Genomic DNA, 15,753 nt, shown 5'->3' with positions numbered 1-15,753 from the left:
CAGATCCGTGAAAGAGACGGGCGCGGGAGTCCACCTGGGCTCCCGCGCCCGTCAGATCTACCCGCCCGCGACGACGGAGCCGGCCGCGACGAAGGTGTATCCGAGGGCGCGCACGCCCTCCACGGTCTGGCGCAGGTAGTCAACGCCCAGATACGGATGGTAGAACATGCTGGCGAAACCGTCCCGGACGACCAGATTGCGCCGGGCCGCGTCGATCAGCTCCGCGGGCAGCCGCGCCGGGTGGTTGTTGAACGGCTCGGGCTCGATGTTCCCGATGTTCTCCGGAATGACGAAGGACCCGTGGACGTCCGTCACCGGGTACGGGAAGAACTGGCCGCCGTACTTCGTGTGGTCCACCGCGCCGCCGGCGAGCTGGTTGCGGAAGTAGAGCCCGCGGTCGTAGCGGCGCGGGAACTCCGCCCGGGCCGCGGCGTAGTCGGGGGCGGACGCGGCGTAGTGCGGGAACTCGAAGGTCGTCGGCACCGGCAGCCCGGCGGCGGTGAACGCGGCGGCCGAGCCGTTCATCCGGTCGGTCGCCCACGTCTGGCTGTCGCCGGGCACGGGTCCGTCGTAGACCACGTAGTCCTGGGCGTCGACATGCGCCCGGAAGAACTCGAAGTCGTCCGCGCTCGCGCCCGAGTACGGGTTGGCGACGTTCGAGAACTGGTGTGTCCAGCCGTGCATGATCAGTGTGCCGCCGCGCTGGGTCATGTACTTCAGCGCGCTGACCACCGCCGGTCTGGACGCGAGGGTGTAGTCCTGCGGTACGCCGTTGTTGTACGTGCCGTTCGCGTCCACATACCGCGGGTAGACGGCGACCGAGAACGGTACCTGCGCGGAGGACAGGTAGTCGGCGATCGCGTGCAGCTCCGCGGGGTCGGCGTCCGGCCCGACGTCTTCGACGCGGACGAGCCCGCGGTGCCGGGCGGCGGTCTGCGGCGCGAGGACGTCGAAGAGCATGTCGGCCACCGCGAGGTAGCGGTCGGTCATGTCGGCGTAGGCGAACGGGATCTCGCCGATGTAGGTCAGGTTCCCGGACCGCAGCGCCCAGGGGAAGCGGGTGCCGTCACCGCGCACCGCCTCGGCGAGCACCGTGGCCCTGGTGGTGTCCACGGAGGCGTAGTTCATGATCCCGGCGGCGTTCGCCGCGTACCGGGTCAGGTCGGTCCCTTTGTAGCTGACGGTCCCGATCGCCGACGTGTCGAAGCCGGACCAGTTCCACCCGTACGTCGTCGGGAAGGTCGGCGCCTGCGACGTGAGCTGCCAGATGTTGTTGTACATCCACACCACGGGCCGGCTGCCCGCCAGCACGTCGGTGAGGAACGCCGTCGGGACCTGCTCGTCGTAGGTCGACCCGACGTACACCACCGCGGCGTACGCGGACATCTGGCCCGCGGTGTACGAGCTGACCGGACGGGCCTGCCAGGTGCCGAACCGGGAGGCCAGGTTGGCCGCCTGCATGGCGTACTGCTCGCCCAGCCACCCCCACGCGCCGGTGGTGTCGTACAGGATCAGGGTGCCCGTCCCGGTCGCCTGGCCGGACGGCGCCGGCGCGGCCCCGGGCCCGGTGGCACCGTCCGGTGCCGCGGGCGGGCGCTGGTTCGTGCCCGGGACGGGCCGCGCGGCCCGCCGCGGCGGCGGGGTGCGCGGCGGCGCCGGTGGAGCCGGTGGAGCCGGCGGTGAGGCGAAGCGCCCCTCGGCGGGCAGCACCTGCGGGGTGGCCGCGCGGGCGTGCCGCGGCGGGTGTTTGGGCGCGTCCGGTGCCGCGGCCACGGGTGCCGCGGCACCGGCACCGGCGCCGGCACCGAGCACGACCGCGAGCAGCCCGGCGGTCGTCGCCGCGCGGCCACCGCGTCTGATGCCCCGGCGGACACCCCGGCCGGTGCCGTCGGGACGGCTCGTGCGCCGGCGCGGGAGCCACCTGAGCGGCGGGGTCATGTTCCGGACTCCTCTCGTCGGCCGGCGGCGGAGCCGGTCAGCTCCTGCCCCGGGGCGGCCGGCTGGACGGGAATGGTGATCGTGCGCGGGCGCGGGACGAAGGAGTCCGGGGCGGGCGCGTCACTGAAGCGGTGCGCGATCGCGGCGACGGTGCGGCGCGCCGCCTGCCCGTCGCCGTAGGGGTTGATCGCCTCCGCCATCGCCGCGTAGGCGACGGGATCGTCGAGGAGCCGGTCGACGGCCGCGACGATCCGGTTCGACTCGGTGCCGACCAGGCAGGCGGTGCCGGCCTGCACCCCCTCGGGCCGCTCGGTGTTGTCCCGCAGCACCAGAACCGGCTTGCCCAGGCTGGGCGCCTCCTCCTGGATACCGCCACTGTCCGTCAGGACGACCGTCGCAGCCTTCATCAGGTGCGCGAAGGTGGCGTAGTCGACGGGATCGGCGACGAGGATGTTGGGGAACCCCTCCACCGGCGGCAGGACCGTCTCCCGCACCACCGGGTTGCGGTGCACGGGCAGCACGATCAGCAGCTCGGGCCGCTGCTCGGCCAGCCGGGCGAGCGCCGCGCCGACCCGCGCGAGCGGCTCCCCCCACGACTCGCGCCGGTGCGCGGTGACGAGCAGCACCTGCCGCCGGCCGTCGCCCGAGCGCTGGCGGACCTCGGCGAGCAGCCGGTCCGGCGGGGGCGGTGCCGCCGTGACGTGCAGCAGCGCGTCGATGACGGTGTTGCCGGTGACCAGCACGGACTCCGGCCGGATACCCTCCGCCAGCAGGTTCGCCCGGGCCGACGGCGTGGGCGTTAGGTGCAGGTCGGCGAGCTGCGAGGTGAGCCGGCGGTTGATCTCCTCCGGGAACGGCGAGGCCGGGTCCTCGGTGCGCAGCCCGGCTTCCATGTGGACGACGGGCAGGCCCTGGTAGAACGCGGCGAGGGCACCGGTGAACGCCGTCGTCGTGTCGCCCTGGACGACCACGACGTCCGGGCGCACCTCGGCCATCACCGACTCCAGGCCGCCGAGCGAGCGGGTGGTCACCCCGGCCAGCGACTGCCGGTCCCGGAGGATCCCGAGGTCGTAGTCGGGAACTATGCCGAAGAGGTCGTTGACCTGGTCGAGCATGGACCGGTGCTGGCCGGTGACGGCCACGACCGGCCGCAGCGGGCCGGTCCGTCCAAGTTCATGGACCACCGGAGCCATCTTGATCGCCTCGGGTCTGGTGCCGTACACGAGCAGCACCGTGCGACCGTCAGAGCTGTCGGTCATGTCGAATCCTCCCATTCTTGATCGTTTGTGAACGGCTGAACTCCACCGCGCCGAGAGGCGGGTGCTCGGGGGCCGCCGCTCCGAACGGCGGCCGGTCGGCGCCAGCCGGAACGGCGGCCGGTCAGAACGGCGGCTGGTCGGTCGGGCGCAGGTGGCGGGCGCCGGACCCGCGGAACTCCACGACGGAGTCCTCGCAGTACAGGCCGACGGCACCGGAGACGTAGGGGCGCTCGGTGTCCTGCATCCGCACCGTGGGGACGCCGTCCACGGACACCGCCATCGAGTCCCGGTCGTGGATCACCTCCACCGTGTGCCAGCTGCCGAGGCGGGCCCGCGGCGCCGGCCCGCTGGCCAGGAACCGCTGGCCGCCGGGGTAGGCGGGGTCCTGCTTGCTGAGCTCCCAGCCGTTGGGCTTCAGCGCGAAGGCGTAGAAGTGCGCCGGGTCGGTGTAGTTCCAGAGCACCCAGCCGACCTCCCACGGGGCCGGGGTGCCGTGGCGCAGCTGGCGGACGGTGCGCACCTGCGTGGTGAACCGCACGTCGCCGTAGTGCTCCGAGCTGACCACCAGGCCGGCGTGGGTGCGCTCCGGTGCGTCGGCGGTCCGGGGGGCGAGTGTGATCACCAGGCCGCCGGCCTCGAGCTGCCCGGTGGTGCGGCCGTAGCCGTCGAAGACCGCCAGCCACGGGCCGTGCCTGGTCCCGTCCCGCCAGCGGGTCGGCCCGTCCTCGGTGCTGAGCGAGATGACCGCCCACAGCCCGGCGAGGGCGGCCATCCCGCCCGCGCTGACCAGCGCGAGGACGACGAGCCGATACCGGCGGCGGACCCGCCGACGCGGCGGGCGCGGCGAGCCGACGGCGGACCTGGCTGGCGGGCCGGCGCCGGGCCGGCCACGCTCCTGGCCGAGGTGGCGGCTGTGGTGGAGGTCGGTGTGGTCGTGGTTGGCGCTCACCGGTCCGGTCCCTCGGGAGCGGCGGGAGCGGCGGACACCGGCTGGAGGGGCGTGGGTGGCGCGCTCTCCGGGGTTCGGGCGGTCTTGTGCCAGCTCGTCCGGCCGCTGACCACCCGTCCCATCGCCCACCAGCCGGCGACGAACCACACCAGCGCGTACAGCATGTAGAGGTGTGCATAGCCGGCTAGGCGGACCACGCCGAAGCCAACAAGCGGCTCGCGTGACCGGTAGATCAGCGCGCAGACCAGCGCCGGTCCCGCCGCCATCAGGTAGGCGCCGAGGAAGTAGCGCGGGTCCGGCGCCGGCCCGCCGGCGAGCCAGCTCGTCAGCACGCCCACCGTGCTGAGCACGAAGGCGGCCGTCAGCAGCGACGCGAGGAGGATCAGCAGCGGGCTGGAGAGGTGAAACAGCATGTCGGGCAGCGCCCGGGCCCGCGCCTGCCGCAGCACGCGGGGCATCAGCGCCCACGACTGCAGGTGGCCCTGGAACCAGCGCGACCGCTGCCGCAGCAGCCGTCCCAGCCGGACGACCCCCTGCTGGTGGACGTCCGCCTGCGGGCAGAACTGGTTGCGCCAGCCCGTCAGCAGCAGCCGGACACCGAGATCGAGATCCTCGGTCAGGCTGTGCGACCACGGGTCGCCGCCGAGGGACCGCAGCGCCGAGAGCCGGACGAACTGGCCGTTGCCACCGAGGCCGACATTGTCCAGTTGGCCGCGTCCGCGTTGGAAGACATCGGTGTAGATCACGAACTCCATGTCCTGGAGCCGGGCGAGCAGGCTGGTGTGCCGGTTGTTGATGCGCACGCCCGTCTGCACGCCGGCGGTGCGGGGATCGGCGAAGTAGGGGGCGACCGCCTCCACCGAGTGCGGGTCGAGACGGCCGTCCGCGTCGACCACGGCGATGATCACGTCGTCGGGGTCGCAGGCGGCGATCTCCGGGCGGGTCGCCAGATGGGCCACGGCGGCGTTCAGCGCGGCACCCTTGCCCCGTCGGGCGTCCGGTGGCTCGCGGCGCAGCAGCCACACCCGGTCGTCGGCCACCCCGCGGACGATCAGCGAGGTCCGGTCGTCCGAGCCGTCGTCGACGACGAGGGCCCGGCGGTTCGTGGCGGGGGAGAGCAGGAGCCGGCGCAGGCTCGCCTCGATGACCGCCTCCTCGTTGAGGCAGGGCATCACGAAGACGAAGAAGATGCCGTCGGGGGGCGTGCCCGTCCGGGGCCGGTGGACACGGGAGAGCACCAGCATCGCGAACAGGTAGACCATCCCGAAGGTGATCATGGTTGCGGCGAGCAGGCGCGCGTCGCGGCCGTCGGTGTCGAGCAGGTTCACGTCGCCGCTCCGGGACCAGGCCGGGACGCGCCGCGCCGGGCCCGCAGCGCCAGTGCCAGCAGGACCCCGAGCAGGCCGACCGTCATGTACAGCACGAAGGCGAGGCCCACGAGGTTGGTCAGCAGATCCGAGAGCAGATCGAGCAGCACGGTCGCGTGGTCCGGGGAGGCGTCGCGGGCGACCGGGGCCGCGCCGCCCGCCCCGCCGGGAGCCTGGTGGGCGGGCGGGAGCCCCGCGCGGGTGAGCGCCGCGCCGGACGTCAGGGGGACGTGCATGGTTCCTCCGTGCGAGATGGGGTCCGTGCGGCGGCGGGACGGCCGTCGCCGCACGGGAGGTGGCGGCCGGTCGACGACCGGCGGCCGGTTCTCCTGCGCCCTGTCCGGACGCCAGCCGTCTCGGCGCGATCACGCCCGGGACCAGGCCCGGGGGCGGGCCGAGCCCAGGCACGTCGAACTCGGGACGCGCCGAACCCAGGTGTTCCTTGACCCGGGATGTGCCCAGCTCAGGGCGCGACGGGCAGGACGAGCACCGGGCATGACGAGCACCGGGCGTGACCAGCCCCGCCACCGCGCTCCAGCGGGAGATCGCTGTGGCGCGCCGGTCGGTGGGTCAGCCCGGAACCCGGGTCAGCCGATCGCTCCGGCCCGGATGAGACCATTGGACGGATCCAGCCGAGGCATCACGACCCGGCCAACCAGCCGGCCGCCCAGGTGCCAGCCACCCTCACGGGTCGTTGGACGGTGTATTCGGCCGGCGCCGCAAGAAATGTCGACGGAACTATTCCGGTGCGGTGTCCAACTGATTCCCCGGAACGGATTGGAGGAATCAGGTTCGCGCGGTTTAGCGCTGGCCGGAGAAAACTATCGACGGGTCGGCCGGCGGTCGTTTCGAAAGTGGACAACGCCCGGTACGGCGACTCAGGATGTGCCGGCGTGGCAGTGGTTCACTGTGGCCCGGCAGCGCGCTCGGCGCTGGGCCAGGGGACACCCCGCAAGCTGTCTGAGCAGCTCGGATGTATGCCCGATGTGGGCCGTGGGCGGGGCCGGAGCGATACCGTCACGACACATCGCCGCCCGTGGGTTTCTGCTGATCCAAATCATTTCCCCCCATGGAGCCATGCCTCCCGGAACCGCCAGGCCGCCGAGACGCGACGGCTGCGATCTCGCTGAATCCTCAGTGGACCAGGGCGGGAGGGCGCCCCGTTACTTTCCTGTTCGGCGCTTATTCTTACACGCCGTGCGACTGTGGCGGCGGGGGGTTGAGGAATTTTCTTGCGCCGGCCCCCGCGTCACACGATGTGGTCTCGTTCGGTGCTGCCGTAAAGCGGATAGAAACCCTCGCTATTGTTTGTCCTGTTGAACGAGTACGGTGTCCTTGTGCGTCGTCCAGGCTGTGTCGTCCAGACGGAGTGGCGCGAGAGTTGAGCCTGCCCCGTGCAGCCGCCGCACACCCGGGAGGAGCCCCAGCAGTGGCCGGCCCCGTCGACGCGACCCCGGACCAACGGACCGAGCAGCCCGTGGCCCCGCCGGCCGGGAAAGAACCCGTTCCCGACCAGCCCGTTCCCGATCAGCCCGGCGCCGGGGTGGACGCCAGGCCCGAGCAGGTCTTCGCCCTCGACAACCGGACCTGGCGGCGGGTCCTCTTCCTGTTGCTGAACCTGCCGACGGGCCTCGTCGGGTTCGTCTTCGTGGTCGTCTGGTTCTCGGTCGGCGTGGGGATGGCGGTCACGGTCGTCGGCCTGCCGCTGCTGACCATCGGCCTGGTGGTGACCCGGGCGCTCGGCACCGTCGAACGGGCCCGGGCCCGGGCCATCCTCGGCCTGCACATTCCGACGGCGTCGCGGCCGCGGTCGGCGTCCACGGGTGCCTTCGGCCGACTGTGGGCCGCGGTGGCGGACCCGGTCGGCTGGCGGCACGCCCTGTACTTCGTGATCCGGCTTCCATGGGTGATCGTCACCTTCACCGTGACGCTGGTGCTGCTGCTCGTCGGCTGGCCGGTGCTGCCGGTCGTGGCCCGGGCACTGGCAGCCGTCGACCGGGCGATGATCTCGGCGCTGCTCTCGCCGTCCGACCGGATGGAGCGGCGGATCAGGGAGCTGGAGGCCGACCGCGGCGTCGTCGTCGACACGGCCGCGGCCGACCTGCGGCGCATCGAGCGGGATCTGCATGACGGCGCGCAGGCGCGGCTGGTCGCGCTCGCGATGGGGCTGGGCCTGGCGCGGGAGAAGCTCGCCGACGACCCGGACACCGCGGCGAAGATGGTCGAGGAGGCGCACGGCGAGGTCAAGCTGGCGCTGCGGGAGCTGCGCGACCTGGCCCGCGGCATCCATCCCGCGATCCTCACCGACCGGGGCCTGCCGGGCGCGATCCCGTCGCTGGGGATGCGCTGCACGGTTCCCGTCCGGGTGACGGTCGAGCTGGACGAGCGGCCGGCGCCGGCGATCGAGGGCATCGTCTACTTCACCGCCGCCGAGCTGCTCACCAACATCAGCAAGCACAGCCAGGCGTCGGACGCGCTGGTCGACCTGCGCCGGGTCGGTGACAACCTGCTGCTGCGGATAACCGACGACGGCCGCGGGGGCGCGAGCCTCGGCCGGGGCAGCGGCCTGGCGGGCCTCACCGAGCGGCTGGACGCCATCGACGGCACGTTGATCGTGGACAGCCCACCCGGCGGGCCGACCTACGTCATCGCGAAGGTGCCGTGGCGGGACAGGGAACAGACACAGTCGGACTGATCATTCCGGCGACAGTCATCATCGACGTCATCTTCAAATCAGCCTCCGGCGTCCCCGGGCGGACGCGTGGAATGGGCGTCTGCCAGCCCGCGCCGTCGATTCCCGGCCGATCGCGGGCCGTCCGGCCGGGTAACGGGCGGGTAACGGTTTTGTGCGTGGACGGGGGCCGGAGCGGGTCGCCTGGCGGCGGCCCTCAGCGGTGCGCCCCGGGCCCGTGGCGTGGGACGGGCCGGGTCCAGGCGCCGACGACGGCCGCTCTCGGCCCGGAGCGCAGGTGGGCTTCTGTTGGTGTGTATAGGTTTAATTATCGCTATGTTACGGATGGGGTCAGGTTCATCGTCCGTGCGCACCATGCAGGAACATGACAGGTCAAACAATCGATCATCTTTGTGTATCTGTTGTTGTGTCGCGGTCGATCCTGCCGCAATTCGCGCAAAGCCGTTGAAGAGTCACCCAAAGTGGTATAGCTTGCCGTAACCAGATGTAATCGGCGCGTCAGCGCGGTTCTCGGTCTGCCCCGCACCGCGATTTCCCGTGAATCCAGCGAAGTGTTTCCGGGACGTATCTGGAATGTTCGTCGCTTGTGGCTGGCGGCTGCGCGGGGAGGGGTGGGCGTGCGTCTGTCCGAACTCGGATTCGAGGGTCTGGACGAATTCTCCGACGAGGTGTGGCGGACGGTGGCCCGCCACCCCTACTGCGGGGTTGACCTGCTCGCGGAGTGGCTGCGCCGCCCCGAGCCCATTGTCCAGGCCGAGATGGACCGGCTGGTGGAGGCGGGTCTCGTTCGCCGGGTCGGCCACCAGTGGGAGCCGCAGGACCCGGTGCGCGTCCTGCAGGCACGCCACGCCATGCGCGAGGCGGCGCTGGTCGCCGAGCGGGCGCGGATGGCCGACGAACGGGCGCAGCTCTACCGGTCGGGCCTGTTCGGCGACTACGTCGCCGGCCGCCGCCGGGCGGGGACCAACGCGGGCGTGCAGCTTCTCGCCCGCGACGAGATCTTCCCCCGGATGGCGGAGCTGACCCGCAGATCGACCCAGTCCGTCCGGTTCCTGCTGACCGGGCCGCCGCCGCCCGGCCTCGGTGGGGACGTCCCCGACCTGCTGGTACCGGCCGCCAGCCGGGGCGTGCGAGTCGTCAGCGTGTGGACGGCGGGCGCGGTCGCGGCGGCGCGCCGGCGGCACCAGGGGCGGCGGCTGCCGCCGATCGGGCAGATCCACGTGCTGCCGGCACTGCCGATGCGGGCGATCGTCTGGGACGGCTCCGCCGCGCTCGTGCCGGTGCGTGACGACGACCTCGACGACGGCGCGTTCGCGGTCGTCGCCCCGACTCTGGTCCGGGCGATCGCGGACATGGTGACCCGCACCCAGTACGCGGCGGCGCGGCGCGGGTCGGGTGAGGTCGAGCTCGACGAGCCCGCGACGGTGCGCCGCCAGCGCGCCCTGCTCCAGCTGCTCGACAGCGGGCTCGACGACAGCCGTGCGGCCCGGGAGCTCGGTGTCTCCGACCGGACGGTGAAACGGGACGTGGCGGAGATGTGCCAACGCTTCGGCGTGCTGACCCGGTTCCAACTCGGTGCCGCCGCCGCGCGCGCCGGATACCTGCCCCGGGGCGCCGGCGCCGGCCGCTGGGACGGCGGACCGGACGGCGGCCTCGACGGCGGCCTCGACGCTGCGCTCGACGGCGGCCTCGACGGCGGCCTCGACGGCGCCCTCGGCGGGGTTCTCGGTGGTGTCCGCGGCGGGGCGCTCGCGGCCGGCCGGGGCGGCCGCGCGGCTGCCCTGCCAGCGGTTCCCGCTCCGGCGTCGCCCGAGTCGGACCCCGCCGCGGCGACCGCGTCCGCATCGGCGGCGTCGGCGCCCGCGCAGGCGGCCGGATCCTCCTCGTCGGTGCCCGCGGCCGCCTCCTCGGGGCCGGGCGCGGCCCGTCCGGTGGCACGACTTGGCCAGACGGGTGCCGCCGGTGCCCGTCGAGGCGACCGCGCGGGCGACCGGACGGGCGATCGGGCGTCCGGCGGGCGCGGTAATGGCATGAACAGGACACGACGTCCCTAAAGCGTCACATGATTACTCTTCCGGTAGAGCACCTCTCACGGTTAGCGTCCTGATTGCCGACGGGATCGGAACAGCTGCTCAGCGTCGTTCTCGGTGGCTGTTGGCGCCGGGGCGAGGTCGCCATGCCACCCAGTGCGTCCGCAGCCGGGCGCGGTTACTCCCCTCCTGCCGCCCCCCGGTCCCGTCGGCCGACTGGATGTCTCGAGGACCCCCGCGTCCCCGACGAGAGGTGGCGGAGTGCGGAACTGGCCCATCCGGTACAAGATCACTCTGGTCCTGCTCCTGCCACTGCTGGCCCTGGTCGGCTTCGGTAGCTGGGTCGTGACCGGCCAGCTCGCGGCCCAGCGCGCGAGCGACCAGACCAGGACCGCCGCCCGGTTCCTCATCCACGTCAACGATCTTGTCTACGCCCTGCAGGCCGAGCGGTACGCCGTCTCCAGCCTGGTCGGCTCCGGCTACCGGGAACGGGAGTTCGCCGCCCGCTCGACGAGCGCGCGCAGCCCGGTCGACGAGGCCCTCGCAACCGTCACCGAGACGGCCGACGAACTGCCGGCGGGCCCGCGCAACCAGGTCCGGGACGCGGTCGGCGCCGCGCGGAACCAGATGGCCGGGCTCGCCACGGTGCGCGCCGGCGTCGACGCGCAGACCCTCCAGCCCGGCCCGGGAACCGTCACCTTCAACCAGATGATCTCCTCCTGGCTGGACGTCGGCGCCGCCATGGTCGGCATCGGCAGCGAGGACACCGAGGTCGTGCGCGGGGCCACCGCACTGTCCGCGGTCTCCCGGGCCAGCGAGGCGATCAGCCAGCAGTACGGGTACGTCTCGGCGGCGGCCGTGCTCGGCGGCGCGGTGCCCGACAGCGCCACCCGGGTCCAGTCGGCGATCGGCGCCGAGGCGGCGTGGATGACCCAGTTCCGGTCGTCCGCCACCCCCGAGCAGCTCGCCCTGTACGACTCCGTCGTCGGCCCGACGCTGAACCCCGTCACCGACCTGCGCGACCGGGTGCTGCGCGGCGAGCGGATCGACTTCACCGCGTGGGCGACGGCGAGCGGCGCGAAGAGCGAGCAGCTCCGCAAGGTGCAGCGGCAGGTCGTCGACGACCTGGAGCACCGCAGCGCCTCGCTCGCCGACGCCGCGCTGCGCAGCGCCCTGCTCTCCGGTCTGCTCGCCGCCGGCGTGGTCGCCCTGTCGATCGCGGTGTCCGTCGGCGTCGCGACCAGGCTGGTCGGCGCGCTGCGCGCGCTGCGGTCCGGCGCGCTCGAGGTGGCCCAGCGGCGGCTGCCCGCGGTCACCTCGAAGCTGAGGCAGGGACATCCCATCGACCCGGCCGCCGAGCCGCCGGCCTTCGCCACCGCGGCCGGCGACGAGATCGGCGACGTCGCCCGTGCCTTCAACGTGACCTACTCGTCCGCGGTGTCGGCGGCCTACGAGGTGGCGGAGAGCCGCAGTGTCGGCGCCATCCTGCAGACGCTCGCCCGACGCACCCAGGGGTTGATCCAGCGCCAGCTCCGGCTGATCGACGAGCTCGAGCGCGACCAGCAGGACGGCGAGATCCTCACCCGCCTGTTCGGCGTCGACCACCAGGCCACCCGCATGCGGCGGCTGGCGGAGAGCCTGATCGTCCTCGCCGGCGGCCAGCCGGGACGCACCTTCCGCGGGCCGGTGCGCCTGGTCCAGGTGCTGCGCGCGGCGGCCAGCGAGGTCGAGGACTACACCCGGGTACACGTGCACCTGCCGACGTCGGACGTCGAGATCGTCGGCTCGGCCGTCGGCGACCTGACCCACATGCTCGCCGAGCTCATCGAGAACGCCACCGCCTTCTCCCCACCCGACACCCCGGTGACCGTGCAGGCCAGCCGCGTCGGCCAGGGCTGGACGGTGGAGATCGAGGACCGCGGCGTCGGCCTCGACCCGGCCTCCTACGCCTCGACCAACCACCGGATGGCCAACCCGCCGCCGTTCGAGGCCTCGACGCAGGGCAGCCAGATCGGCCTGTTCGTCGTCGCCCGGCTGGCCGCCCGGCACAGGATCGCCGTGCGGTTCAAGCCCAGCGTGTACGGGGGCGTCCACGTCGTCACGATCATCCCGGCCGGGCTCATCCACACCGAGATCCCGCATCAGGCCGCATCGCTGCCGGCCGCCGGGTCGAACGGCGGCCGGCAGCCGGCGGCGCTCGCGGCGGGCGGCTCCGTGTACGGCGGAGGTGCCGGCGGCGGCAGCGGAACTGGTCCCGGCGCGCCGGGCGATCGCGGTGGACGTCGGGCCGGGCCCACCCCCGCCGAGGAGCTCGCGCTGGCCGGAGCGGTCGCGGCGGTTCCGCACCGGGCGTCCGCCCGCCTGCGGCCCGAGGCCGCCGACGACGTCCGCCCCGGTGGCGGCGACGCCCGTCCCGGAGAGGTTCGTCCTGGCGAGGCTCGTTCCGGTGGTAGCGACGACAGGTTCGGTGGCCAGCACGGCGACCCCCGCGGTGCCGGCTATGGGGAGGACCCTCGCGCGGCAGGCTATGGGGAGGACCCGCGTGCGGTGGGTTACGGGGAGGACCCTCGCCCGGCGGGCTATGGGGAGGACCCGCGCGCGGCCGCCTACGGCAGTGACCCCCGTGACCCCCGTGACCCGCACGATGGCCGCGACGGTGGCTACGGTGCCGAGGCGCGCCAGGCCGGCTACGGCGGTGACGCCCGCGACAATGGCTACCGCGGCGACCCCGGCGGCAGCGGTTATCAGGACGATCCCCGCACCGGAGGTCCCGGCAGCGACACCGGCGCCGGCCGGTACGGCGACGATCCCCGGGCCACCGGTTACGGGCCGGACTCCCGCGCCGGCCGGTACGGCGACGCCCGCGCGGCCGGCGGCCACGGCGGCGACCTGGCCGACCGGCAGCTCGAGGACCCACGCGGCCTGCGCCTCGACAGGGGCTTCGATGGCGGCCTCGACGACGGGCTCGACGGTGGTCTCGGACGTGGTTTCGTCGACGGTGGTCTCGACGCCGCGCCGCGCCGCCGGCCCGAGGGACGTCCCGGCGGGATGGCCGCACACAGCGCCGCGGACCTGGCGGACGGCGGACTGTTCGACCCGCTGTTCGGCCCGCTGCGCGGCCACGACGGCGCCGAGGCGCTGGCCGGCCCGCCCGGCCCCGGCGGACACCCGCGGCTCGAGGACCTGCCGCGCCGGCAGCGCGGCGCGCACCTCGCCAAGAGCCTGCGCGACGACCCCGCCGGCGAGCGGCTGCCGCAGAAGGCCGCCAGCGCGCCCGACCCCGAAGCCGCCCGCGCGCTCGCCCAGCGTTTCACCACCGCTTTCGACCGCGGCATGCGCGACGCCGACGACCTCGACGGGAGATGAGCCATGCCCCGACAGCCTGACCTGTCCTTTCTGCTCGACCGACTTCGCGAGACGGTCCCCGACATCCTCTGCGCGGTCGTCCTGTCCTCCGACGGCCTGCTGCTGGCCACCTCCACCGGCATCGACCGGGCCGCGGCCGACCAGCTCGCGGCGGTCGCCTCCGGATTCGACGCGCTGGCCCGCGGCGCGGCGCGGCAGCACGGCTGGGGCCAGGTCAACAAGACCATGGTCGACATGGAGAACGGCTACCTGTTCATCACCGCCGTGGGCCACAGCGCCTGCCTGGCGGTCTCCAGCAGGGCCGACGCCGACGTCGGCCAGATCGCCTACGAGATGGCCCATCTCGTCAGCCGGGCCGGCAGGTTCCTGACCCCCGAGCTGCGCAACCAGATGCGGGCTGCCCTTCCGTCCTGAACTCGCACCGCGTCACGCAGGGAGGTGGAACAGGGTGGCTGGCGACTGGTCCGGGTCAACAGGACTGGGCGATAGCTGGGATGAGTCCGAGCCGCTGGTCCGTCCCTACGCGGTGACCAGGGGGCGCACCGCGCCCGCCGTCCCGCTGGAGCTCGTCGCGCTGGTCGCGACGACCGATTCGGGAATGGCGGCGATCCGGCGGCGCGGCCGGCTCGCCCCCGAGGAACACGACATCGCGATCCTGTGCATGCGAATCCACTCGATCGCCGAGATCTCCGCCAGGCTCAAGCTGCCACTGATGGTGGTTCGGGTCCTCATCGACGACATGGCGCGCGACGGAATGGTCTCCGTCCACCGCCCCGAAAATCCAGATCGGCCCAGTCCGGAACTCCTACGGAGGGTTCTGCATGGTCTCACCCGTCTCTAAGCGGGCGCCCACCGCGGTCAAGGTTCTCGTCGCCGGTGGGTTCGGAGTAGGAAAAACGACGTTCGTGGGGTCGGTGAGCGAGATCGAGCCGCTCACCACCGAGGCGGCGCTGACCAGCGCCAGCCTCGGCGTCGACGACACCAGCGCCGTGCACGGCAAGACGACCACCACGGTCGCCATGGACTTCGGCCGTCTCACGCTCAGCAACAACATCATCCTTTACCTGTTCGGCACGCCCGGCCAGGACCGCTTCTGGTTCATGTGGGACGAGCTCGTCCGCGGCGCGATCGGCGCGGTCGTTCTCGTCGACACCCGGCGGATGGCAGACTCCTTTCCCGCCATCGACTTCTTCGAGAACCGCCGGGTCCCGTTCCTGGTGGCCGTCAACCGGTTCGACGCGAACACCTACGAGTACCCGCTGCCCATGGTCCGCAACGCGGCGGACCTGGCGCCGCACCGGCCGCTGATGTACTGCGACGCCCGGCGCCCGGACAGCGCGCAGACGACCCTGGTCCATCTCGTGCGCCACGCACTGGAACTGGCTCTCTCCGGCGACCTGCCGGACGAGCCATGACGGGCCCGGCCCGACCAGGAAAGCGGATTGACCAGCCGGGGGGACGCCAGGAGGTGGACATGCCCAGCCATGACCTCGACGCGCCGCGTCCGCGTAAAAGCCGGGTACCCGGCGTCGAAATGGAGATCTATGTCGACTGGGAGCATCCCATCGAGGTGGAGGATCCGCCGAACAGCCAGCGCCCCGCAGTCATGGTGCGGATGCCGGCCTACGTGGCCGGCGGGCTCTCCCACGAACTGCACAGCCTGGAGACGATCCGGGGCGCCGTCGGCGGTGACAGCAGCGAATGGGCGCAGGTCGCCCGGGCTCTGCTCGCCGCGGCCCGGATGGCCGCCGGCTCGGACCGGCATCCCGAGCTCGCCGATCTGCCACCGGCCGACCTGCCACCACCCGCCGGCTGCCGGGAGATCGCGCCTGGGGGAATCGTATGACCCTCCTCCTGCTGACGACCGAGGCCGCGGTCGTCTTCGGGGTGTCCACCTACCTGTTGCTCCGCACCTGGACGAGATATCGGGCCGTCACCATGGCCGACGTCTTCTTCTATGACCACGCGGACGGCGCACGGCTACCGTGCAGCCGTTCCGCCGGTCCGCGGGTGCTGGGCGAGCACGTCGTCGCGGGATTCGAGCGCTCACCGTTGGGTGCCGTCATCGCCGCGATCAACCTTGCGCACCGGGCGACCTCCACCGTCGGCGCCACGGGCGTTGGGGGCGTTGGGGGCGTTGGCGGTTTTGGGG

12 protein-coding genes and 1 pseudogene are annotated in these 15,753 nt (G+C 72.9%); 8 read left to right on the top strand and 5 right to left on the bottom strand.

The features are described 5' to 3' along the window. Positions 1–57: 57 nt before the first annotated feature. The 5 genes from FMEAI12_RS25305 to FMEAI12_RS25285 form a co-directional block, all read right to left on the bottom strand. Positions 58–1,938: a DUF2334 domain-containing protein gene (locus tag FMEAI12_RS25305; protein WP_235014474.1), complete on the bottom strand. Its 1,881-nt coding sequence runs from the start codon at positions 1,936–1,938 to the stop codon at positions 58–60. Continuing rightward, complete coding sequence (wecB, locus tag FMEAI12_RS25300) at positions 1,935–3,197, bottom strand: non-hydrolyzing UDP-N-acetylglucosamine 2-epimerase (protein WP_112108102.1); 1,263 nt, start codon at positions 3,195–3,197, stop codon at positions 1,935–1,937. The genes FMEAI12_RS25305 and wecB overlap by 4 nt, the downstream gene beginning before the upstream one ends. 121 nt (positions 3,198–3,318) lie before the next feature. Beyond that, a complete protein-coding gene (locus FMEAI12_RS25295) occupies positions 3,319–4,146 on the bottom strand; it encodes a family 16 glycoside hydrolase (RefSeq protein ID WP_112108101.1) in 828 nt (275 codons plus the stop codon). Continuing rightward, the gene (locus tag FMEAI12_RS25290) at positions 4,143–5,474 is read right to left on the bottom strand and encodes a glycosyltransferase family 2 protein (protein ID WP_112108100.1); all 1,332 of its coding nucleotides are present in this window, start codon (positions 5,472–5,474) and stop codon (positions 4,143–4,145) included. The genes FMEAI12_RS25295 and FMEAI12_RS25290 overlap by 4 nt, the downstream gene beginning before the upstream one ends. Beyond that, positions 5,471–5,749, bottom strand: coding sequence for a hypothetical protein (locus FMEAI12_RS25285; RefSeq protein WP_071065807.1), 279 nt, complete (start codon positions 5,747–5,749; stop codon positions 5,471–5,473). Before FMEAI12_RS25285 ends, FMEAI12_RS25290 begins: the two co-directional genes overlap by 4 nt. A gap of 1,193 nt (positions 5,750–6,942) precedes the next feature. On the opposite strand from FMEAI12_RS25285, the gene FMEAI12_RS25280 reads away from it, so the two are divergent. The 8 genes and pseudogenes from FMEAI12_RS25280 to FMEAI12_RS25245 all read left to right on the top strand — a co-directional run. Then, on the top strand, positions 6,943–8,208 hold the full coding sequence (locus FMEAI12_RS25280; protein WP_112108099.1) for a sensor domain-containing protein: 1,266 nt from the start codon (positions 6,943–6,945) through the stop codon (positions 8,206–8,208). A gap of 614 nt (positions 8,209–8,822) precedes the next feature. Beyond that, on the top strand, positions 8,823–10,259 hold the full coding sequence (locus tag FMEAI12_RS25275; protein WP_112108114.1) for a LuxR family transcriptional regulator: 1,437 nt from the start codon (positions 8,823–8,825) through the stop codon (positions 10,257–10,259). A gap of 237 nt (positions 10,260–10,496) precedes the next feature. Continuing rightward, entirely contained in the window at positions 10,497–13,601 is a 3,105-nt protein-coding gene (locus FMEAI12_RS25270; protein WP_112108098.1) for a nitrate- and nitrite sensing domain-containing protein, read from the top strand. A gap of 3 nt (positions 13,602–13,604) precedes the next feature. Then, positions 13,605–14,015 (top strand): roadblock/LC7 domain-containing protein, encoded by a 411-nt coding sequence (locus FMEAI12_RS25265; protein WP_071065810.1) that lies wholly within the window; start codon positions 13,605–13,607, stop codon positions 14,013–14,015. Between the two features lie 34 nt (positions 14,016–14,049). Next, the gene (locus FMEAI12_RS25260) at positions 14,050–14,442 is read left to right on the top strand and encodes a DUF742 domain-containing protein (protein ID WP_012157833.1); all 393 of its coding nucleotides are present in this window, start codon (positions 14,050–14,052) and stop codon (positions 14,440–14,442) included. Beyond that, on the top strand, positions 14,423–15,016 hold the full coding sequence (locus FMEAI12_RS25255) for an ATP/GTP-binding protein (RefSeq protein WP_012157834.1): 594 nt from the start codon (positions 14,423–14,425) through the stop codon (positions 15,014–15,016). Before FMEAI12_RS25260 ends, FMEAI12_RS25255 begins: the two co-directional genes overlap by 20 nt. Before the next feature lie 59 nt (positions 15,017–15,075). Next, on the top strand, positions 15,076–15,447 hold the full coding sequence (locus FMEAI12_RS25250) for a hypothetical protein (RefSeq protein WP_049795875.1): 372 nt from the start codon (positions 15,076–15,078) through the stop codon (positions 15,445–15,447). Continuing rightward, a pseudogene (locus FMEAI12_RS25245) lies at positions 15,444–15,753 on the top strand (hypothetical protein); the annotation flags it as partial. The gene FMEAI12_RS25250 and the pseudogene FMEAI12_RS25245, both read left to right, overlap by 4 nt.

The sequence above is a fragment of the Parafrankia sp. Ea1.12 genome (assembly GCF_900465275.1).
GTDB classification, from domain to species: Bacteria; Actinomycetota; Actinomycetes; order Frankiales; family Frankiaceae; genus Parafrankia; species Parafrankia soli.
Note: the sequence above shows the minus strand (reverse complement) of the source record. Positions and strands in the feature narration are given on the sequence as shown.